Origin of the sequence: Rhizobium sp. 11_C7_N12_5 (assembly GCF_051811145.1) — a bacterium.
Lineage (GTDB): Bacteria > Pseudomonadota > Alphaproteobacteria > Rhizobiales > Rhizobiaceae > Rhizobium > Rhizobium lusitanum.
The window spans coordinates 1,196,651-1,218,007 of sequence record NZ_JBPWPY010000001.1 but is presented as its reverse complement, the minus strand read 5'-3'; the positions used below and the strand labels follow the sequence as shown (position 1 = coordinate 1,218,007).

The window sequence follows — 21,357 nt, the reverse complement described above, 5'->3', positions numbered from 1 at the left end:
AGTCACATTGCAGGCGACTTCCGCGACGCGAAACTGCCTGCCAGTGTCTCGAGATGCACCAAATTAGTCAACAGAGGCAGAATTTGAACCTGGACCAACAAAATTTTCCCATGCTTCCATCAGCAGGCGGCGCTTTGCTAAAGCATCGCCTCGTCGGTAAGCTTGCTCGACAGCATTGCCGACCTTGTGACCGAGTGCCATCTCGGCAATTTCCCTAGGGAATTCAGTCTTGTCACCGGCAAAATCGCGAAACGCTGATCTAAAGCCATGCATCGTGATGTCCGACTTGTTCCTTCCGATCCAATTCGGCATGGCCATTATCGGCAATGCTTGGTCATCCTGAGTGAAAACAAGGCCCTCGCCTTGTTCTGGCAGCGATGCGATTGCTTGATCTGTGAGCGGAACAATCAATTCCCGCCCAGTCTTTGTCCGCTCTTTCGGTATCGTCCAGATCTTGGCGCCGAGGTCGATCTCATCCCATTCGGCGAGACGGGCCTCGCCGCTACGGACAGCGGTTAGCAGGATGAAGCGGATAAGCTGCTCAACGGAGCTGTCGCCCAACGACGAAAAAAAGGCAGGCACATCTTCGTATCGCATCGCCTTGTGATTGGCTCCGGTAACGCGCCCAGCCTTGGTGAGAAGGTGCTCCAGGTGACCAGACCAACGCGCGGGATTATCACCGGTGCGCATCTTTTTGACAGTTGCGTAGTCCAATACAGACTCGATCTTCCCCCGAACGCGCTGCCCTGTCGCCGCCCGCTTTTCCCATATGGGTTTCAGCGTCGCCACGATGAGGTCCGTGGCAACAGCGTCGATCTGCGTGTCAGCTAGTGTCGCAGCATGCTCAAAGAGGTGGCGCTCCCATTCCTTTCGGGTATGCGCTTTCCAGTCGTCCCGATCTGAGATGAATTGCTCAGCGACCTTACGGAACGTTTTCTCAGACACGGACTTGGCAGCGACTTTTTCAGCATGCGGATCTATGCCGTTTGCCAGCATCACGCGCAATTCATCAGCCTTGCGCCGTGCCAATGCAAGACTCACCGGCGCTGTACCACCAAAGCCACCTAGCCCGAGCTCTCGTCGTTTTCCATCGCGCGAATAGATGAAAAACCAGGATTTCGAGCCAGCGGCGTGCATACGCAGATAGAGCCCGTCTCCATCAGCGTAGACCCCGGGCTTTTTGATCGCCTTGATTTTTGTATCGGTGAGCCGATTGCTTACCATAACCTCTACCATAAAGTTGACGGTTGCCAATATGGATAAGGTGGACAGCTTAGGCAAGAGAAAAGCCTGAAAATCAGGCGTTTAGCAATATTAGATCAATGAAATCAATGCCATCCAAGCGCCACGACGGCGCTTTTCAAAACTCTGAGAAACAAATCTCCGGTCATATTAGTGCGGCCGCGTTGCCGGGCTCGGTGCGTCCGGGTGAATTTCCGCCGCCATCAGACCCTTCTCGCCGGGTCCGAAGCGGACAAGCACCACCTGCCCTGGCCGCAGCTCCGCCAGGCCGAACCGACGCAGCGTCTCCATGTGCACGAAGATATCCTCGGTGCCCTCGCCGCGCGTCAGGAAGCCGAAGCCCTTAGTGCGATTGAACCACTTGACCAAGGCGCGTTCCAGGCCACTGGTCGCCGTTACCTGCACATGCGTGCGCACCGGCGGCATCTGCGAGGGATGCACGGCAGTCGATTGATCCATGGAGAGGATCTTGAAGGCCTGATAGCCCCGCTCCCTGCGCTGGATCAGCGCGACGATGCGTGTTCCTTCGAGAATCGTCTGATAACCGTCCCGCCGCAGGCACGTCACGTGCAGCAGCACATCCTGCATGCCATTGTCAGGCACTATAAAACCGAACCCCTTGGCGACATCGAACCACTTGACGACGCCCGAGATCTCGATGAGCTCGACGGCATCGCCCGACATCTCCTCGAAGTCGTCAACTCCCTTCGATGAAATTCTGTCACCCATCCTAGCCAGCCCTCGATTACGCGTCACACTGTTACGGTTAACTGATTCCCTGATATCAAGATTAACATCTTGGTAACGGAAAAGCGCAAGTCCTAGTTTTCTTTATTCCCACCCTTAGATTATCCCGCAAAGACTTGCGCGAAGCTGGTGTCGCGATCCAAGATCGGCCCAGCCCAACATTAAGAGAGGAAATAGAATGCGTTATCTCCACACAATGGTCCGCGTGACCGATCTGGACGCCTCGTTGCATTTTTATAGCACCCTGTTCGGCCTCACCGAAACCCGCCGTTATGAGAACGAGAAGGGGCGCTACACACTCGTATTCCTTGCAGCCGGCGAGGATGCCGAATCATCCCGGAGCAACGGCGCCCCCAGCCTGGAACTGACCTACAACTGGGATCCGGAGGAATACACCGGAGGACGCAACTTCGGCCACCTTGCCTATGAGGTCGACGATATCTACGCGACCTGCCAGAAGCTCATGGACAATGGCATCACGATCAACCGACCGCCGCGTGACGGTCACATGGCGTTCGTGCGTTCTCCGGACGGCATATCCATCGAGATCCTGCAGAAGGGCGCCAATCTTCCCTCGTCCGAGCCCTGGGCTTCGTTGCCCAACACCGGCTCCTGGTAAGGCGCAAGCTTTCGCGAGGCTTACGGCACGCGCGGAGCCATCCGTTTCGCGCTTGCCGCCCATGCCCATCCTCGGCATGCTTGGACGACTCGAAGCATCATGCATCGGATATCGCGCCGTCATCGTTCCCAGTCGGCGCACGCGATATCATCGTCCCTCGCAGGAGGCCGTTCCGATGCAAACCTTTTTTTTGCGGGGAACATCCTTTGTGCGATCAACAGATTTTATACGGCAGGAAGAAGCTAGCAAGCACTATTGCGGTCGTCATGTCATTTGTGATGATCGCCGGCTGCGCGACCACCGGAACGAAGCCGAAAGAGACATCGGAGGCTGCTCCGCAGCAGACAACAGCCGAACAGCTCGCGGCCAGCTTGAACAACAAGGCTGAAGCGCGACGGCAGAAGGGCGATGTCGCCTATCGCGACCCGCTGGTCCACAGCGTCAGCGGCACGCGGCAGCAGGTGATCGCCGAACAGAACCAGGCCCTCTACCCCGCCGCACCAACGGCCGCGCCTTCGGATGCGTCCGCAAGCATTGCCGGCCTGGTCACGCAACCGACCGCCGTCAATGCGAACAGGAGCAGCATCTATTCGAGCCCACCGCCGATCGCCGTTAATCGGGACGGGACGTTGGCAACCACCCAGCCTGGCGCGGGCGGCCAAGGAATCACGCCGATGATGCGCAGCGTCTACAGTATGCCGCCGAGCGCTGTGCAGGACGTTGCGCCGCAATCCGGCAAGCCCGGCTTGTCCCCCGACCGGACCTCGGAGGCCGTTCTGCCCCCACCCGTCATCCGCAATGCCGCCGCATCCACTTCCACGAACCCCACGAAGCCGACGGCCGATGCGACGCCTTCGAAAATCATGCCCTTGCCCGGCTCCAACGTTCGCAAGCTGGACAGCAAGGAAGCAGCGATGCTGGCGAACTTCATTGCATCGAAGAACCAGGGCAAGGACGGCAAACTGCTGGTGCAGCCGATACAAAACGGAAGCGGCCAGTAAAGGCGGACGTTTCCAGGCACCTCGGCCACCTCCGATAACATCCTGTTAAGTCTCGCTTATTCGAGCACGGCGGCGGTTTCACTCATCTGTCATTTTTTCCACAAAAAAGCAAAATTGCCGCTTGCGGGAATGAAATCACCCCGCTATAAGCGCGCCACACAACAGCACGCGCCCTTCGTCTATCGGTTAGGACGACAGATTTTCATTCTGTAAAGAGGGGTTCGACTCCCCTAGGGCGTGCCACTGTTGTTCTCCCGGCCGTCTATGAGTTAATCAAGCTTCCGCTTGCGGTCGCAATACGCTATTCCTATGTAGCTCACACGGCCTGCGCCCTTCGTCTATCGGTTAGGACGACAGATTCTCATTCTGTAAAGAGGGGTTCGACTCCCCTAGGGCGTACCAGATCGCGATGTCCCGACGTTTTCCACAAATGCATCGAAAAATCTGCGTCTAGTCGTGGATTTTTCTCGATTTTCCGCTTGCGGGAACAAAAGGTGCTGACTATAAGGGCGCCACAGCACGCGCCCTTCGTCTATCGGTTAGGACGACAGATTTTCATTCTGTAAAGAGGGGTTCGACTCCCCTAGGGCGTGCCACTGTCTTTCCCCTGAAATCTTTGAATTTATGCCGTTATTTTCGCTGGCGTTCCCCGCCCATGCGATCTCGTCTATGATCAGGGTGCCTTGGCCGCGTCCGTGACGCGAAGCTGCACGCGTCGGCTTCCCTGCCAATGATCGGCGCCGAGCGTGCCGGCAACGTGGATCTGCGCACCGCGGGAAGACAATAGCAATTCACCCAGAGGCGTCTCTGCCGCGCGAAAGGCTATGCCCTCCACCCGGCCGCCATCCTGCGCTTCCAGCGTGACCTTGATATGCGATTGGCCGACAATGCGCGAATCGCGCAGCCGGTGGCTCGGCAGGGCAAAGACGGGCTGCGGATGGCCTGAGCCGTAAGGACCGGCGGTTTCGAGCCTGTCTATCAGTTCCACGGTCGCACCGCTTGCGCCGAGCGCACCGTCGATCTTCAGCGTCTCATTGGCCACCAGCCCGGCAACCTGCTTTTCCGCCTTCTCGGTGAAGAAGGCGCGCAGTTTTCCCAGATTGCTGCGCTCCATCGTCAAGCCGGCCGCCATCGCGTGGCCGCCGCCCTTGACCAGCAGGCCGGCATCGACGGCGGCGCGGACCATGCGGCCCATGTCGAAGCCGTTGATCGAGCGGCCGGAGCCGGTGCCCTTGCCCGACGAGTCGAAGGCAATCGCAAAGGCCGGCCGGCGAAACTTGTCCTTCAGGCGCGACGCGATCAGGCCGACGATGCCAGGGTGCCAATTCTCCCGTGCAGTGATGATGACGGAAGCGCCGTCGCCATTACCATACTCTGCCAGTGCCTCGCCCTCGGCCTCCTGCAGCATGGCGGCCTCCATGGCCTGCCTTTCGCGGTTGAGCTCGTCAAGCTTGGCGGCGATCGTCTCGGCTTCGGCAGTATCGTCGAGCGTCAGCAAGCGCGCGCCGAGTGCCGCATCGCCGATGCGGCCGCCGGCATTGATGCGCGGGCCGATCAGGAAGCCGAAATGATAGGGCGTCACCGGGCCGCCGAGCCCTGCCTTGCGAAACAGAGCGGCAAGCCCGGGATTGCCTTGATGACGGGCAGCAATCAGGCCCTTGACGACGTAGGCGCGGTTGAGGCCCTTCAGTGGCACCACATCGCAGACGGTCGCCAGCGCGACGATATCCAGCCATGCGAGCAGATCCACCGAGCGTGCCCGGGAATCGCCCGCTTCACGCAGCTGACGCAGGGCAGCAACCAGAACCAGGAAGACGACGCCGGCAGCGCAGAGATGCCCCTGCCCGGACAGATCATCCTCGCGGTTCGGATTGACCAGCGCATGGCATGGCGGCAATTCGTGCGCGACCTGGTGGTGATCGATAACGACGACGTCGATATTGCGCGCGCTTGCTGCCTCCAGCGCCTCGAAACTGGTGGAGCCGCAATCGACTGTTGCGATCAGAGTTGCACCATTGTCGATGAGCTGGTTGATGGCGTTAGGATTGGGGCCGTAGCCTTCGAAGATGCGATCGGGGATGTAGATGCTGGCCGAAACGCCGAAATGGGTCAGGAAGCGATAGAGCAGCGCTGACGAGGCGGCACCGTCGACATCATAGTCTCCGAAGATCGCGACGGTCTCGCCCGCCTTAATCGCGCGCAGGAGGCGCTGAGCCGCCTTCTCGCAGTCGGTCAGCAGATAAGGATCCGGCATCAGGCTGCGGATCGTCGGGTCGAGGAAGGCCATGGCCTCGTCGATACCGACGCCACGGCCTGCAAGCACGCGGGCGATCAGCTCCGGCAGGCCGTGCACCTGCGCGATGGCCAGCGCCCTGTTCTGACCGGCCTGGTCGAGCCGGGAAACCCAGCGATTGCCGGAAGCAGAGCGCTCCACGCCCAGAAAGGCCCGTTGAACTGGATCGACCGGTTGCTCCACCATCTCTCCCAAAATTTGCAGGCGGCAGCGCTCCTTTGAAGCGCGGTGCCGTGGTCAGCCTATTCCTTCGGCCGTTCGATACGGATGACCTGCGGTTCGCCGACGAGGTAGCCTTCGGTCTTGATGGCCGCAACCGCCTTGCGCACCGAATCCTCTGTTGTCGCATGGGTGACGAGGACGATCGTCTGGTGTGCCGAGGGCGACAGGTGCTGCGTCGACCGCTGCACGATCGATTCGAGCGAAATATGGTTCTCCGCCATGCGGGTCGCGACGCTTGCAAAGACGCCGGTGCGGTCGAGAACCGTCAGGCGGATGAAATAGCCGCCTTCGTGGCTCCGCATCTGCGCCTTGCGATAGGGCTCGAGCGCCTTGGCCGGATGACCGAGCACCGGCACGCGCTGTTCGCCCGGCCGGCTCTTGGCGATATCGGCGATGTCGCCCAGTACGGAGGAGGCCGTGGCGTTGCCGCCGGCGCCGGGGCCGACCATCAGCAATTCGCCCAGAATATCGGATTCGATCGCGACGGCATTGGTGACGCCATCGACTTGGGCGATGACCGAATCAAGCGGCACCATGGTCGGATGCACGCGCTGTTCGATACCGCTTTCCGTGCGCTGGGCAACGCCGAGCAGCTTGATGCGATAGCCGAGATCAGCTGCGGCGCGGATGTCCTCGATGGAGACGTTGGTGATCCCCTCAAGATAGATGTCATCGGCCGCGATGCGGTTGCCGAAAGCAAGCGTCGTCAGGATGGCGAGCTTGTGGGCGGTGTCGTTGCCCTCGATGTCGAAGGCCGGATCGGCCTCGGCATAGCCGAGACGCTGGGCTTCCTTGAGGCAATCGGCAAAGGACAGGCCCTCCTTCTCCATCCGGGTCAGAATGTAGTTGCAGGTGCCGTTCATGATGCCGTAGACGCGCGAGATCGTATTGCCCGTCAGGGATTCGCGCAGGGCCTTGATGACCGGAATACCACCGGCGACGGCCGCTTCGAAGTTGAGCAGGACGCCCTTCTCCTCCGCGATCTCAGCGAGTTCGACGCCGTGATAGGCAAGCAGCGCCTTGTTGGCGGTAACGACGTGCACGCCGCGAGCAAGAGCAGCCCGCACGGCCGCATTGGCGGCGCCCTCGGAACCACCGATCAGCTCGACGAATACATCGATATCGGCCTTCTGAGCCAGATCGACCGGACCGCCGAACCATTCGACATCAGTCAGGTCGATGCCGCGATCCTTCGTGCGATCGCGCGCAGTGACGGCGACGATCTTGACGGGACGGCCGCAGGTGACGGCAAGCTCGTTGGCGCGGCTCTGGATGATGCGGACGAGCGAGGCACCAACGGTACCCAAGCCCGCAATGCCGATTTTGAGGGCATCTGCCATGGAAAATTCCTGATCAGTATCTTGGGACGGCAGCCGCGGGAACGGCTGCCGTGTAGTAACATTACTAACGATGGGCGTTCAGCGAAATCACATTGTGCATCGTCTCATCCGCCGTGGAGAGGAAGCGCTTCAGATTGCGCGCTGCCTGGCGGATGCGATGCTCGTTTTCGACGAGAGCGATGCGGACATAATCGTCGCCCTGCTCGCCGAAGCCGATGCCCGGCGCAACCGCGATGTCGGCCTTCTCGACCAGAAGCTTGGAAAACTCCAGCGAGCCAAGATGACGAAACTTCTCCGGGATCTTCGCCCAGGCGAACATGGTCGCTTCCGGCGGCGGTATCTCGAAGCCCGCCTTGCCGAAGCTGTCGACCAGAACGTCACGACGACGCTTGTAGATGCTGCGCACTTCGGCGATGTCGGAACCGTCGCCGTTGAGCGCATGCGTCGCCGCGACCTGGATCGGCGTGAAGGCGCCGTAGTCGAGATAGGACTTCACGCGCGTCAATGCTGCGATCAGCCGCTCGTTGCCGACGGCGAAACCCATGCGCCAGCCGGGCATGGAGAAGGTCTTCGACATCGAGGTGAACTCGACCGTCACGTCCATCGCGCCGGGAACTTCGAGCACCGACGGCGGCGGCGCGTCGTTGAAGTAGATTTCCGAATAGGCGAGGTCCGACAGCACGATGATGTCGTGCTTCTTGGCGAAGGCGATGACTTCCTTGTAGAAATCCAGCGTCGCCACATAGGCCGTCGGGTTCGACGGATAGTTGAGAATCAGGGCCAGCGGCTTCGGGATCGAATGACGCACGGCCCGCTCCAGCGGCGGAAAGAAGCTGTCGTCCGGCTCGACCGACATCGAGCGGATGACGCCGCCGGCCATCAGGAAGCCGAAGGCATGGATCGGATAGGTCGGGTTCGGGCACAGGATAACGTCACCCGGCGCCGTGATCGCCTGCGCCATGTTGGCGAAGCCCTCCTTGGAGCCGAGGGTGGCGACCACCTGCGTATCCGGATTGAGCTTGACGCCGAAGCGACGGGCATAATAGGCGGCCTGCGCCCGGCGCAGGCCAGGAATGCCCTTGGAGGAGGAATAGCGATGCGTGCGCGGGTCCTGCACCACTTCGCACAGCTTGTCGACGATCGCCTTCGGGGTCGGAAGGTCCGGATTGCCCATGCCGAGATCGATAATGTCCGCCCCGCCCGCTCGCGCGCTCGCCTTCAAACGGTTGACCTGTTCGAAAACGTAGGGCGGCAAACGCCGGACTTTATGAAACTCTTCCATTTCTTTCCCCATGGGACAGCGGCCCTTGTAACCGCAATGAAGTTCGTCGATCTCCCGGTGAGCCGCGACACGAACTCCGGAACGCGGCACCGCAACTATGCTGACACGAAGGATAAGGTGAATCTTGGGCGGCTGCGCGCAGAAAGCACACTTAGCCGATAAAGACACATCCAAATTCGGCCCATCCGAACGCTTTGCGTCCAAATCGCCTGAAACGCAAGGCTAATTCTGCGTCTGGCTCGGCTGATCGCCCTGCTGCTTGATTTCCTGCAGCGTATCCTGGCCATGTTCAGCGGCGAGCTTGCGCATCTCGGCCACGCGCTTCTGATATTCGGCTTCCGATATCGTGCCTGCCTTGCGCTGCGATCCGAGCGCGGTCAGCTGCTTGACCAAATCACCCGCCTGCTGATCGTTGATCTGCACATTTGCGGCTGTCGGCAGCGCGTTGAAGGACGGATAGCCGTCCTTGTAGTGCTGCTGCGTGCTGCCTTCATCGACCGGGCTGCCGTTGGCGGATTTGACGATGACCGCCTGTGGCGGCTGCTTGCGCTTGGCGAAGGCCGCTTTTTCCTCAGGGGTCGAGCAGCCTGCGAGGGTCAATGCGAAAATGCCGCACATCGCGCCGCAGAGTACGGAATACCGGTTCAGTCTTGCCACCATGCCGCCGCCCATAATTGTCTTCCTGCCCAATTCCTTGCCTTGGGTTGCGACTGTTAAATTTGTCGCAGCAGCAAAGCAAGAGCAGGCTTGCGTTTCATTCGACTTGTATTCCTTTTCCCGCAAGATGTACAAATGGAAAACAGAACACAGCTGCCGCCGGGAGGATGATGCGTGACCGACAGCAAGCGGGATAACAGTGAAGGAAACAACGGCTTTCCGGGCTTCGACCCGAAGTCGGTCGAGCCTTACATTGTCAGGGATCCCGAGGCGATGGCCGTCAATTTCGCCCGCGCGCTGGAAAATCTCGGCAAGGCTGCATCCGCCTGGCTTGCGCCGCGCGAGCGCGGCGAGAAGGTCGACACCGTCGCCGATCCGATGACCGACATGGTCAAGACGCTTTCCAAGGTCGGCGAATATTGGCTTTCCGATCCGCGCCGTACGCTGGAGGCGCAGACCCATCTGCTGACGGGCTATTTCGGCCTGTGGACGCAAACCCTGCAACGCCTCAGCGGCGATTCGCCCGCCGCGCCAGAGCCGGTCAAGGACAAGCGCTTCGCCGACGAAGACTGGCAGAAGAACCCCTTCTTCGACTTTCTGAAGCAGACCTATCTTCTGACGGCCGGCTGGGCCGAGAAGCTGGTCGGCGAGGCCGAAGGATTGGATGAGCACACCCGCCACAAGGCGACGTTCTATACGAAGCAGATCACGGCAGCCTTTTCGCCGAGCAATTTCATCGCGACCAATCCGCAGCTCTATCGCGAAACGGTCGCCTCCAACGGCGAGAACCTGGTGCGCGGCATGAAGATGCTCGCCGAGGATATCAGCCTCGGCCACGGCGAACTGCGGCTGCGGCAGACGGATATGACGAAGTTCGCCGTTGGCCGGGACATGGCGCTGACACCCGGCAAGGTGATCGCGCAAAGCGACGTCTGCCAGGTCATCCAATACGAGCCGGCAACGGAAAAAGTGCTGAAGCGGCCTTTGCTGATCTGCCCGCCCTGGATCAACAAATTCTACATTCTCGATCTCAACCCGCAGAAATCCTTCATAAAATGGTGTGTGGAACAGGGGCACACCGTCTTCGTCATCTCCTGGGTGAACCCCGATCAGCGCCATGCGGCGAAAGACTGGACCTCCTATGCGCGAGAGGGTATCGATTTTGCGCTTGATACGATCGAGAAGGCGACAGGCGAACAGGAAGTCAATGCCGTCGGCTATTGCGTCGGCGGCACGCTGCTGGCCGCGACGCTTGCCCTCCATGCCAAGGAAAAGAACAAACGCATCCGCACCGCGACCTTCCTGACGACGCAGGTCGATTTCACCTTTGCCGGCGATCTCAAGGTTTTCGTGGACGAGGAGCAGATCGCGTCGCTCGAACAGCAGATGAGTGCGGTCGGCTATCTGGAAGGCTCGAAGATGGCCGCCGCTTTCAACATGCTTCGCGCCTCCGAGCTCATCTGGCCCTATTTCATCAACAGCTACCTGAAGGGCCAGGAACCCATGCCCTTCGATCTTCTGTTCTGGAATGCCGATTCCACGCGAATGGCGGCCGCCAACCACTCGTTCTATCTGCGCAATTGCTATCTCAACAATACACTGAGCCAGGGCAAGATGGTGCTCGACGGCAAGACATTGTCGCTGAAGGATGTCCGCATCCCTGTCTACAATCTGGCGACGCGCGAAGATCATATCGCCCCTGCCAAGTCCGTCTTCGTCGGCAGCCAGTGCTTTGGCGGACCGGTGGAATTCGTCCTCACAGGGTCCGGCCACATCGCCGGCGTCGTCAACCCACCGGATAAGCACAAATACCAGTTCTGGACCGGCGGCACGGTGAAGGGCGATTACGAGCAGTGGCTGAAAGAAGCGAATGAGACGCCGGGTTCCTGGTGGACGCACTGGCATGCATGGATCCTATCCCAGGACCATCGTATGGCAGCCGCCCGCCAACCCGGCGGCAAAGCTCTCAACGCGCTTGAGGAGGCACCGGGCAGCTTCGTCATGGAACGTGCCTAGGCGATCAATCACTCATGCTTTTCAATCCGCCTCTCGTCCCTGCCCGGCTGATCGCACGCTACAAACGCTTCCTTTTCGATGCCGAGCTGGAAGACGGCACGTTCATCACCGGCTCCTGCCCGAATACCGGCTCGATGCTGGGGCTGACGACACCCGATTCGCGCATCTGGCTCTCGGAGCATGAAGGCGCAAAGCGCAAATATCGCCATGTATTCGAGCTGATCGAAGCCGATGGCACGACGGTCGGCGTCAATACCACTATGCCCAACCGCATCGCAGCGGAGGCAATCGCGCTCGGGCAGATCGCCGATCTCGGCGACTATACGACGGTAAAGCGCGAGCAGAATTACGGCCGCAATTCCCGCATCGACCTCCTCTTGACCGACCCCTTGAGGACAACCACCTATGTCGAGGTGAAGAACGTCCATTTTATGCGGCAGCCAGGCCTTGCGGAGTTTCCCGATACGGCAACGGCGCGCGGCGCCAAGCATCTGGAAGAGTTGGGTGACATGGCGCAAGCTGGCTACCGCGCGGTCATGCTGTTCGTGATCCAGCGGCATGATTGCCATCGATTCCGGATTTGCGGCGATCTCGACCCCGTCTATCTCAAGGCTTTCGAGCGGGCGTTGGGACGCGGCGTCGAAGTATACGCTCTGAAATGCAGGGTTTCGACGACGGAAATAACGCCTGCCGGGTTGATCCCGATAGACGAACCCGGCATAGCTGCATTAGATACCAGTATAAAGATTTCTGCTGAAGGCTAACCATGGTGAATTACATCGAAGCGGCAACGGCGCCGGCGAAAAATACAGGCGCGATTCGCCTCTATGGGCAGGATGCCTTTGCTGGAATGCGCAAGGCATGCCAGTTGACCGCACGTTGCCTCGATGAGCTGGCGGCGATCGTCGAGCCCGGCGTGCCGACCGATGTCATCGACCGCTTCGTGTTCGAATTCGGCATGGACCACGGCGCCTTTCCGGCGACACTGAACTATCGCGGCTACATGAAATCCTCCTGCACGTCGATCAACCATGTCGTCTGCCACGGCATTCCCAATGACAAGCCGCTGCGCGAAGGCGATATCGTCAATATCGACGTGACCTACGTGCTGGGCGGCTGGCATGGCGATTCCAGCCGCATGTATCCGGTCGGTGAAATCAAGCGCTCGGCGGAGCGGCTTCTGGAAGTCACCTACGAATCCCTGATGCGCGGCATCGCCGCCGTGCGCCCCGGCTCCCGGACAGGCGCCATCGGCGAAGCGATCCAGACCTATGCCGAGGCAGAACGCTGCTCCGTCGTGCGCGACTTCTGCGGCCACGGCGTCGGCAGCCTCTTCCATGACTCGCCCAATATTCTGCATTATGGCCGCGCCAGCGATGGACCGGAATTGCGCGAGGGCATGATCTTCACCATCGAGCCGATGATCAATCTCGGCAAGCCGCACGTGAAAGTGCTTGGCGACGGCTGGACGGCGGTCACCCGCGACCGCTCGCTGTCGGCGCAATACGAGCATACCGTCGGGGTTACGGCGACAGGCTGCGAGATATTCACCCTGTCTCCCGGTGGTCTCGACCGCCCGGGCCTGCCGCCGCTGCAGGGGTAATTCATGGCGAAACGTCCCGCTTCCTTCACCGGACATGGCGACATGCCCCTCGACGGCGGCGGAGCGGCGGATGCTTTGGAAGAAGCGCCTGTTTTCGACGAGCGATTGTTCTTCCCGACGCAAGCCGCCAAATCAGCACCAACTGCGGCCAAATCAGCCCCAGCTAACGCCGAAGCCGATTATCACGGCCACCGCGAGCGGCTGCGAAACCGCTATCGCGACGGTGGAGATGCGGCGCTGGCCGACTATGAAATCCTCGAACTGCTGCTCTTCCGGCTGATCCCGCGGCGCGACACCAAACCGATCGCCAAGGCCCTGCTTACCCGTTTCGGGACACTCGGCGGCGTCTTCGGCGCGCCGGTTAGCCTGCTGAAAGAGGTCAAGGGCGTCGGCGACGCTGTGGCTCTCGAGCTGAAGCTCGTCGCAAGCGTTGCGCAGCGCATGCTGAAAAGCGAGCTGACGGGCAAGCCGGTGCTTTCCTCCTGGAAATCGCTGATCGATTATTGTCATACCGCCATGGCGCACGAGGCGCGGGAACAGTTCCGCCTGCTGTTTCTCGACAAGCGCAATGCCTTGATCGCGGACGAAGTACAGGGCCTCGGCACGGTCGATCACACGCCGGTCTATCCGCGCGAAGTCGTCAAGCGTGCGCTGGAACTTTCCGCCACGGCGGTGATTCTCGTGCACAACCATCCGTCAGGAGATCCGACGCCTTCCCGCGCCGATATCGACATGACCAAGACGATCATCGACACGGCCAAGCCTCTCGGCATCACTGTTCACGATCATGTTATCATCGGCAAGAACGGTCATGTCAGCTTCAGAGCATTGCGCTTGATTTAAAACTGCCGGACACGCGATGAAGTATTAGTTTAGATAAAAGTCATATCACTTTAATTTCAAATATATATTTTCACCGTTCCTCATTGCGGACCTCTCCACAACCGCTCCGTTGCGTCTTTGCAACCTTGATTTCCGCTTTCAGTTCTGCATCAGGATGATCTGGCAGAAGAATCGCCGCATCCAAATCGGCGAATCTGCCGTCGGAAGCCGTTGTTTTGATTTGGCCGATCCGCTTGAGCGTTCGGCCTGTCCGGAGATCATATGCAGGAGATGCCGTCGATGCTTACCCAACGCCTTCTCCGTGTCGGTCGCGGCGCGCTCGTCGCCTTGGGTGCTTTCGGAGCAGTCGCAGGCGGTTTCTATGCCCATATGCTTTGGACGACGAATTTCCATCCGGTCATCGCAGGCGAACTCTATCGCTCCTCCCAGCCGTCGGCCGCAACGATCGCGGAGCTCCAGAAGCAATTCGGCATCAAGACCATCATCAACCTGCGCGGCAACAACGGCGGTCATCATTGGTACGACCAGGAAGTCGCCGAGGCAACGCAGCTCCATATCAATCATATCGATTTCCGCATGTCCTCAAACCGGGAACTGACGCAGGCGCAAGCCGCGCAGCTCGTCGAGATCATGCGCGACGCGCCGAAACCGCTTCTCATTCACTGTCAGGCCGGGGCTGACCGCACCGGGCTTGCGGCGGCACTTTACCTCGCCGCCATTGCCAAGACCAACGAGGCAACGGCGGCGGGCCAGATGTCGATCATATACGGGCATTTGCCGCTGTCCTTCACGCGCGCCTATGCCATGGACCGGACGTTCCAAAAGCTGGAACCCTGGCTTGGCCTCGCATCCTCCTGAGGACCGGCGTTTCCTGTTAGATAATCTGTAACATTGAGCCGCTACCGGTTGACGGACAGCATGTTGCGTTGCGACATTGATTCCCGATCCAATCATCCGAGGCTTCCCAATGGACCAATTCGATCTCCTAGTCGTGGGTAGCGGCCCTGCCGGCCGCAGAGGCGCCATTCAGGCCGCCAAACTCGGCAAGAAGGTGCTGGTGATCGAACAGGGCAAACGCGTCGGCGGCGTTTCGGTTCACACCGGCACCATTCCTTCCAAGACATTGCGCGAGACCGCGCTCAATCTCTCTGGCTGGCGCGAACGCGGCTTCTATGGCCGCGCCTATCGCGTCAAGCAGGAAATCAGCGCGGAGGATCTGCGCCGCCGCCTGCTGATCACCCTCGATCATGAAGTCGAGGTGCTGGAACATCAGTTTGCGCGCAATCGCGTGCAGCACATTCGCGGCAAGGCGAGTTTCGTCGATCCGCAGACCATGCAGGTCGTCAAGGATGACGGCGAGGTCGTCACCGTCTCCGCAGCCAGCATCCTGCTGGCGGTCGGCACCAAGCCGTTTCGTCCCGATTATATGCCCTTCGACAACAAGACGGTTCTCGATAGCGACGAGCTGCTGGAGATCGCGGAGCTGCCGCGGTCGATGGTCGTCATCGGCGCAGGCGTCATCGGCATCGAATATGCGACCATCTTCAGCGCGCTCGATACGCAGGTGACGCTGATCGATCCGAAGTCCACCATGCTCGACTTCATCGACAAGGAGATCGTCGAGGATTTCATCTACCAGCTTCGGGATCGCAACATGAAGCTGCTCCTCGGCCAGAAGGCGGAAAAGGTCATCCGGCAGAATGGCAAGGTGGAACTGACGCTCGACAATGGCCGCCGCCTCATGACTGACATGGTGCTGTTCGCCGCCGGTCGCATGGGGGCGACAGACACGCTCAATCTTCCTGCAGCAGGGCTCGAAGCCGACGCCCGCGGCCGCCTGAGCGTCAATCCGGAAACCTTTGCCACCAAGGTTCCGCATATCTTTGCCGCCGGCGACGTCGTCGGCTTCCCGAGCCTTGCCTCCACCTCCATGGAACAAGGCCGCATCGCCGCCCGCGTCGCCGTCGGCGCAATTGCCAAGGAACCGCCGAAATACTTCCCCTACGGCATCTACGCCGTGCCTGAGATCTCCACCTGCGGCCTCACCGAGGAAGAGGTCAAGGAGCGGCACATTCCCTACGAATGCGGCATCGCACGCTTCCGCGAGACCTCGCGCGGCCACATCATGGGCCTCGACACCGGCCTGCTGAAGATGATCTTCTCGCTGAAGACGCGCCGGCTGCTCGGCGTCCATATCGTCGGCGAAGGGGCTACCGAGCTCGTCCATATCGGCCAGGCGGTGCTGAACCTGAAGGGCACGGTGGAATATTTCGTCGAAAATACCTTCAACTATCCGACGCTCGCCGAAGCCTACAAGATCGCCGGCTTGGATGCCTGGAACCGCATGGGCGATATCAGTCGGAGATTTGAGCGGCTATAGGCTGGTGTCAGGTGCAGACGCCAGAGTTCACGCAAGAGCTTCGATAAGAGGTAGGACTTCGACGAGAGTTTCGATGCTGTATTTCGGGGATGGCAATGTGTCCGGCCACGAACACCCGGCGCTGTAAAATATGCCTGTCATTCCGGATGCTTCCGCACCCAGGACATCTGCCTCCGGGTTATCACCGACGAAGATGCAGCGCGCCGGAGTTGCGCCCAGCCGTTCAGCGGCGAGATGAAAAATTCGTGGATCTGGCTTCCGCAGCCCGATATCCTCCGAAATGACAACAAGATCGACGGCATCTTTGAGTCCGGTGATCTCAACTTTTGCCGATTGAACCCCGGTGTGGCCGTTGCTGATGATGGCTGTCTTTAAACCACGCGCCCGTAGCGCACTGAGCATTTCGAGGGCACCAATTGATAGCCTTGCAAAATGCGGATATCGCTTTTGAAAATCGGAAAGCAAACGATCTCCACAACGACTGCCCACACCGAGCATCGCCGCCAATCTCGGGTAGAGTTTTTGTTTGTCGACGAGACCTTCTTTCTCCAACGCAAAGAACGTTGCCTCGAAAGTCTGAAACGTTACGCCCTGCAGTTGATCCCTGAACCGCTTGAATTGATCCGGCAGGAACGCCTTTAGCGCCGCACGCCGGTCGATGAGGGTTTCATCAAGGTCAAACATCACCACTTCAATCAAGTCAGGTATCCTTCGCCATCTCATCGCGCCGCTTTTCTAGACAATGTGCGTGACGCCGCTAAGAAATATCCATCGCCATCGATAGAGACCCGGTGCCGCGGGGTGATGCCTAGAATCGCATGGGCGATATCAAATCGGAGATTTGAGTGGGTTGTGATAGTTCACCACCCGCCCTCGTGGTTCGGGGCTTCGGCCTTACAGCCTGCGCACCTCACCATGAGGGCTAACCTTCAGCCCAAGACTGCCACGTTGAGCTGACTTTATGTCGCGACGCGCTCTCCATCCCCACCCTGAGGTGTGGAAGCCGAAGGCTGGAGCCTCGAAGGGGGAGGATGGTCCCCACGCCCCTTAGTAACAAAAAAGCCCCGCCGCGAACGGCAGGGCTCAATTTCAGTCCGGAAGAAAATCCGATTATTCGGCGCTGTCTTCAGCAGCCTTCTTCTTCGGAGCAGCCTTCTTCTTCGGAGCAGCAGCTTCTTCGCCTTCGGCGGCAGCTTCGGTCGCTTCAGCTTTGGCGGCAGCCTTCTTCTTCGGAGCGGCCTTCTTGGCAGCCGGCTTGTCTTCGGCTTCGTCGTCGGCCAGCAGCGCTTCCTTGGAAACGGTCTTGTCCGTTACGTCGACTTCGGTCAGCAGGTGATCGATGACCTTCTCTTCGAAGATCGGCGCGCGCAGGTTGGCGGAGGCGCCGGGCGTGTTGCGGAAGAATTCCAGGATTTCCTTTTCCTGGCCCGGGAACTGCTGGAGCTGCGAGTAAAGTGCACGCTGCAGCTCGTCTTCGCTGACTTCGACGCCGGCCTTCTCGCCGATTTCGGAGAGAACGAGGCCGAGACGGACGCGACGCTCGGCAAGCTTGCGATATTCTTCGCGAGCCTTCTCCTCGGTCGTGTCTTCGTCTTCGAAGGTCTTGCCCGATTCAGCGAGGTCGGTCTGGATCTGGCGCCAGATGCTGGCGAATTCGGCTTCGACCAGCTTCTGCGGGGTGTCGAACTGATACATTTCGTCGAGCTGGTCGAGGATCTGACGCTTGACCTTCTGACGGGTAACCGAGCCGTACTGGCTTTCGATCTGGCCGCGGACGATTTCCTTCAGACGATCGGCCGATTCGAGGCCGAGCTTGGAGGCGAGTTCGTCGTTGATTTCGATTTCGCCGGCAGCGGCCACTTCCTTGACGTTGATGTCGAAGGTTGCTTCCTTGCCCGCGAGGTTCTTGGCCGGGTAGTCAGCCGGGAAGGTCACGGTGATGGTCTTCTCGTCGCCAGCCTTGACGCCGACGAGCTGCTCTTCGAAGCCCGGGATGAAGCGGTTGGAACCGAGGACGAGCTGTGCGTCTTCGTCCTTGCCGCCATCGAAGGCTACGCCGTCGACCTTGCCGAGGTAATCGATAGTGACGCGGTCGCCATCGGCGGCCTTGCCCTTCTTGGCTTCGTAGCTGCGAGCGCTTTCGGCGATCTTGAGGATCTGCTCGGTGACTTCGTCTTCGCCGATCTCAGCAACTTCGCGCGTGATCTTGATGCCCTTGACGGACTTCAGTTCGATTGCCGGGATGACTTCGTAGGACAGCGTGAATTCGAAATCGGCCTCGGCAGCGAGGATCTTCTCGGCTTCGTCCTTGTCCTCGGTCATGGCGACTTCCGGCTGGGTTGCCGACTTTTCGCCGCGCTCGGTCAGGATCGCCGGCGGCTGGTCGCGAACGATCTCGTTGACGAGATCGGCCATGATCGACTTGCCGTAGACCTTCTTCAGATGCGCGACCGGCACCTTGCCCGGACGGAAGCCGTTGATACGGACCTTGTCCTTGACCTCGGCCAGGCGTTCGTTCATGCGAACTTCCATGTCCTTGGCGGGGATGACCACCTTGATTTCGCGCTTCAGCCCTTCAGCGAGCGTTTCGATAACCTGCATTGTCCTACCTTCATTCATGGCGGCCGTGCCCAGACAGCCGTTCGTTTCAGTGAGCACGACGCCGGAAAATCCCGAGCGTGGCTTGGATGCAATTCCCTATCACTTTGCCAAGAGCGCCGCGCCTTCGAATGAACGCGCAAAAGGCAGCCCTATCCCGTTACGAGCCAAAGCACCTTATCCACTCCCTATCCGAAAGCGGGATGCTCTGGGCAAAATGGCGCGTCCTGCGGCATATCGGAAGACAGACCTGTCAGCCTCCCCCTGTCCACAAGACAGTCCTGGTGCGGGTAGAGAGACTTGAACTCCCACGCCTTGCGGCACCAGAACCTAAATCTGGCGTGTCTACCAATTTCACCATACCCGCGTTCCCAAAACCGCACGGCGATGCCTGCCCATGGGGCCTTCCGGAGCGCGGCGTCTCTATATCACCCGTTTCAAACCACGCAAAGGAAAAATGACGGTTCCACGACCATGCGCAAGGTTATCCGGCTTCCACAGATAAACTTCATCAATAAAGCGGCTCTTCGTAGACGGATTTGCCGTCGAGAAGCAGGCTTCTGATATGGGCGGCGCCATCGGACGAGACGCGGGCCGCGATCGCGACGCGACTGTCGTTGCGCGCATTCTCGATGTCGTGCCCCTGGCCTTCCGGCACGTAATAGCGCTCGATGCCGTATGTAACTGCGATCGTCGCCTGAGACGTGTCGGCCAAATCGCCATAGGACACATAATCGAAGGGCAGGCTTTTCAGCACGACCGTATCAGGCTTGGCGTCCAGCGTTGCGAAAGACGATTCGACAATGCCCCAATAGCCGTCATCCTGCTTCTTCAGGCGGACGGACAAGACCTGATTGTTCAGGCTTTCCTTCGGCGGCCCACCGACTAGCGTCGAGACGGGAACCCGCGAAATATCGTAGTTCAAAGTGACGTAGTCGCCACGCAGAAGATCGCGCGGATCGACCGGCGCCGTCTTCAGGATAACCTCGACGCCGCTTCGCAGTCCCCAGGCCCGCTCGCCGACCATATAACCCAGAACGGCCGTCTGCAGGGCTGCAACGATGATAGCGGCGATCCACAAGCGACGAGGGTTACTTATAGCAGCGCTCTTGTCAGCCAGATAAGTCATGCCCGCGTCCCCTGCCCGCCATGATCGGAAAATCGTCGTTCCAGCCGGATGACCAGCCAGGCGGCGAATGCCGCCAGCAAACCGGCGACCAGAAAGAAGCCCGCCGTACCGATGATCGAGCCGATCGTCTCACTGGCGAGATAGAGAATCTCGCAGGCGAAGACGAAATAGGCGAGATAGCGCACCGCGCCATTATCCCGGCCGCCAAGGGCGATCGCGATCACTGAGCTCGCCAGCGTCGCGGCAGCCACAATGATGAGCGGAAGCTTGTCTTCCACCCAGACATTATTGTCGAAGGATCCGTTGCTGATTTCTGCATGGATCAGAAAGAAGCCGATCGCGGCGACAAGAAAGGCATAGAAGGCCGGCGCTGCCCCTGCCGTTCGCACGAGAGGCATGAGCGGCGAGGCCGGGATGCTGACGACAAGAAAGGCCGCCATTCCGAGGGCAGCGAAAAGGATTGCCGCACTCAGGCTCTCATGCAGGCCAAAAAGCCAGGTCAACCACCCAACAAGCACAAGATAGGCGAAGTGCCGCGCGCTCGGCGCATCAACATACCTGACGAGCGCAATCAGAACTGCGGCCATCAGAGGCGGCACCCATGGCATGACGCCATGCCACTGATCGAAATTGTCCCATAGATAGACGCCGCAAAAAGCCCAGGCGAGGAAGCCGGCAAGCGCGACCTGCGCGCTGGATCGAAACAACGCCGCCACGATGCAGGCCGCGGCGAACCAGACGATCATCATCGTCAGTTCATCGCCGGACATATTGTACATCTGGCCAACGAGCGCCATGGCGCCGCCGAAACTCAGCGTACCGAGGATCAGCAACCCCGAGGCCAGTATCGAACGCTTCAGGGCCAACAGATAGGCGGCGCCGAGATAGAAGCCCCATATCATTGCCACGAGCGCCGCGAGACGTACGATCCTCGGAATCGCTTCCCAATTCGCAGAAACGAAAAGCAGTATGGCCAAGCCAAGAAGCACGGCTGCTATAATGGTCAGCACCCGCCCTGCGCTGAAACTCGTCTGACGGCCGTCATATTCGCGCAGCACAGCCTCTGCCGCCGCCGCATCGACAAGACCTTTGTCGACCCAGATCTTCAGATCCCGCTCCAGCCTGCCTCTGTACATCCCTGCCCCCTGCGGCTCCCGTATAATCAAGAGTTAGCACAAATCGGCATGCAATCGATGCCGGCCCGCACGCATTTGCGATTGGCACTCTCCACTCGAATATGTCCCTCGTTAATACAGCATTAAGCGATCCTTTAGTATGATGTGGCGCGGTATCTTGATACCCATGAGAGGCATGCGTCGAATACATACCTCCCATGAAATTATTGCGCTGCACAAAATTGAAAAATCATACTATTTGTAAAGCAA

General features: G+C 59.6%; 18 protein-coding genes and 4 tRNA genes. 11 read left to right on the top strand and 11 right to left on the bottom strand.

Annotated features, from left to right (window positions below):
- Positions 1–63: 63 nt before the first annotated feature.
- Both AB8B29_RS05970 and AB8B29_RS05965 read right to left on the bottom strand, forming a co-directional pair.
- Positions 64–1,281, bottom strand: coding sequence for a tyrosine-type recombinase/integrase (locus AB8B29_RS05970; protein ID WP_439006219.1), 1,218 nt, complete (start codon positions 1,279–1,281; stop codon positions 64–66).
- Positions 1,282–1,392: 111 nt separating this feature from the next.
- Positions 1,393–1,971, bottom strand: a complete 579-nt coding sequence (locus AB8B29_RS05965; RefSeq protein WP_037201851.1) for a cold-shock protein — start codon at positions 1,969–1,971, stop codon at positions 1,393–1,395.
- A gap of 196 nt (positions 1,972–2,167) precedes the next feature.
- Here AB8B29_RS05965 and AB8B29_RS05960 point away from each other — a divergent pair, with 196 nt between their 5' ends.
- From AB8B29_RS05960 to AB8B29_RS05940, 5 genes are all read left to right on the top strand, one after another.
- Positions 2,168–2,608: a VOC family protein gene (locus AB8B29_RS05960; RefSeq protein ID WP_047638040.1), complete on the top strand. Its 441-nt coding sequence runs from the start codon at positions 2,168–2,170 to the stop codon at positions 2,606–2,608.
- Between the two features lie 266 nt (positions 2,609–2,874).
- The gene (locus tag AB8B29_RS05955) at positions 2,875–3,609 is read left to right on the top strand and encodes a hypothetical protein (protein WP_439006218.1); all 735 of its coding nucleotides are present in this window, start codon (positions 2,875–2,877) and stop codon (positions 3,607–3,609) included.
- Positions 3,610–3,777: 168 nt separating this feature from the next.
- A tRNA-Glu gene (locus AB8B29_RS05950) sits at positions 3,778–3,852 on the top strand.
- A gap of 84 nt (positions 3,853–3,936) precedes the next feature.
- Positions 3,937–4,011: transfer RNA gene (locus tag AB8B29_RS05945), tRNA-Glu, on the top strand.
- Between the two features lie 119 nt (positions 4,012–4,130).
- Positions 4,131–4,205 (top strand) — tRNA-Glu (locus AB8B29_RS05940).
- Positions 4,206–4,282: 77 nt separating this feature from the next.
- Here AB8B29_RS05940 and recJ read toward each other — a convergent pair.
- From recJ to AB8B29_RS05920, 4 genes are all read right to left on the bottom strand, one after another.
- Entirely contained in the window at positions 4,283–6,088 is a 1,806-nt protein-coding gene (recJ, locus tag AB8B29_RS05935) for a single-stranded-DNA-specific exonuclease RecJ (RefSeq protein WP_439006217.1), read from the bottom strand.
- Positions 6,089–6,144: 56 nt separating this feature from the next.
- The gene (locus AB8B29_RS05930; protein ID WP_113118278.1) at positions 6,145–7,464 is read right to left on the bottom strand and encodes a homoserine dehydrogenase; all 1,320 of its coding nucleotides are present in this window, start codon (positions 7,462–7,464) and stop codon (positions 6,145–6,147) included.
- 64 nt (positions 7,465–7,528) lie between these two features.
- On the bottom strand, positions 7,529–8,746 hold the full coding sequence (locus tag AB8B29_RS05925) for an LL-diaminopimelate aminotransferase (protein WP_034505203.1): 1,218 nt from the start codon (positions 8,744–8,746) through the stop codon (positions 7,529–7,531).
- Between the two features lie 222 nt (positions 8,747–8,968).
- A complete protein-coding gene (locus AB8B29_RS05920) occupies positions 8,969–9,418 on the bottom strand; it encodes a hypothetical protein (RefSeq protein WP_113118279.1) in 450 nt (149 codons plus the stop codon).
- A gap of 159 nt (positions 9,419–9,577) precedes the next feature.
- On the opposite strand from AB8B29_RS05920, the gene phaC reads away from it, so the two are divergent.
- The 6 genes from phaC to sthA all read left to right on the top strand — a co-directional run bounded on the left by phaC (position 9,578) and on the right by sthA (position 16,245).
- Positions 9,578–11,419, top strand: coding sequence for a class I poly(R)-hydroxyalkanoic acid synthase (phaC, locus tag AB8B29_RS05915; protein ID WP_092573685.1), 1,842 nt, complete (start codon positions 9,578–9,580; stop codon positions 11,417–11,419).
- Positions 11,420–11,433: 14 nt separating this feature from the next.
- The gene (gene sfsA / locus AB8B29_RS05910) at positions 11,434–12,183 is read left to right on the top strand and encodes a DNA/RNA nuclease SfsA (RefSeq protein WP_113118280.1); all 750 of its coding nucleotides are present in this window, start codon (positions 11,434–11,436) and stop codon (positions 12,181–12,183) included.
- A gap of 2 nt (positions 12,184–12,185) precedes the next feature.
- Positions 12,186–13,022 (top strand): type I methionyl aminopeptidase, encoded by an 837-nt coding sequence (gene map, locus AB8B29_RS05905; RefSeq protein WP_034505209.1) that lies wholly within the window; start codon positions 12,186–12,188, stop codon positions 13,020–13,022.
- A gap of 42 nt (positions 13,023–13,064) precedes the next feature.
- Positions 13,065–13,865, top strand: a complete 801-nt coding sequence (radC, locus tag AB8B29_RS05900) for a RadC family protein (RefSeq protein WP_425349996.1) — start codon at positions 13,065–13,067, stop codon at positions 13,863–13,865.
- 279 nt (positions 13,866–14,144) lie between these two features.
- Positions 14,145–14,723 carry a tyrosine-protein phosphatase gene (locus AB8B29_RS05895; protein ID WP_244655137.1) on the top strand — a complete coding sequence of 193 codons (579 nt, stop codon included), beginning with the start codon at positions 14,145–14,147 and terminating at the stop codon, positions 14,721–14,723.
- A 109-nt stretch (positions 14,724–14,832) separates the two neighbouring features.
- On the top strand, positions 14,833–16,245 hold the full coding sequence (gene sthA / locus AB8B29_RS05890) for a Si-specific NAD(P)(+) transhydrogenase (RefSeq protein WP_439006216.1): 1,413 nt from the start codon (positions 14,833–14,835) through the stop codon (positions 16,243–16,245).
- A 27-nt stretch (positions 16,246–16,272) separates the two neighbouring features.
- Here the strand turns inward: sthA and AB8B29_RS05885 are convergent, their stop codons facing one another.
- The 5 genes from AB8B29_RS05885 to AB8B29_RS05865 all read right to left on the bottom strand — a co-directional run bounded on the left by AB8B29_RS05885 (position 16,273) and on the right by AB8B29_RS05865 (position 21,108).
- Complete coding sequence (locus AB8B29_RS05885) at positions 16,273–16,935, bottom strand: HAD family hydrolase (RefSeq protein WP_439006674.1); 663 nt, start codon at positions 16,933–16,935, stop codon at positions 16,273–16,275.
- A 420-nt stretch (positions 16,936–17,355) separates the two neighbouring features.
- Entirely contained in the window at positions 17,356–18,846 is a 1,491-nt protein-coding gene (gene tig, locus AB8B29_RS05880; protein WP_037201821.1) for a trigger factor, read from the bottom strand.
- Between the two features lie 279 nt (positions 18,847–19,125).
- Positions 19,126–19,210 (bottom strand) — tRNA-Leu (locus AB8B29_RS05875).
- A gap of 144 nt (positions 19,211–19,354) precedes the next feature.
- Complete coding sequence (locus AB8B29_RS05870) at positions 19,355–19,972, bottom strand: GDYXXLXY domain-containing protein (RefSeq protein ID WP_037201818.1); 618 nt, start codon at positions 19,970–19,972, stop codon at positions 19,355–19,357.
- Positions 19,969–21,108, bottom strand: a complete 1,140-nt coding sequence (locus tag AB8B29_RS05865; protein ID WP_047638033.1) for a DUF2157 domain-containing protein — start codon at positions 21,106–21,108, stop codon at positions 19,969–19,971. The genes AB8B29_RS05870 and AB8B29_RS05865 overlap by 4 nt, the downstream gene beginning before the upstream one ends.
- Positions 21,109–21,357 lie beyond the last annotated feature (249 nt).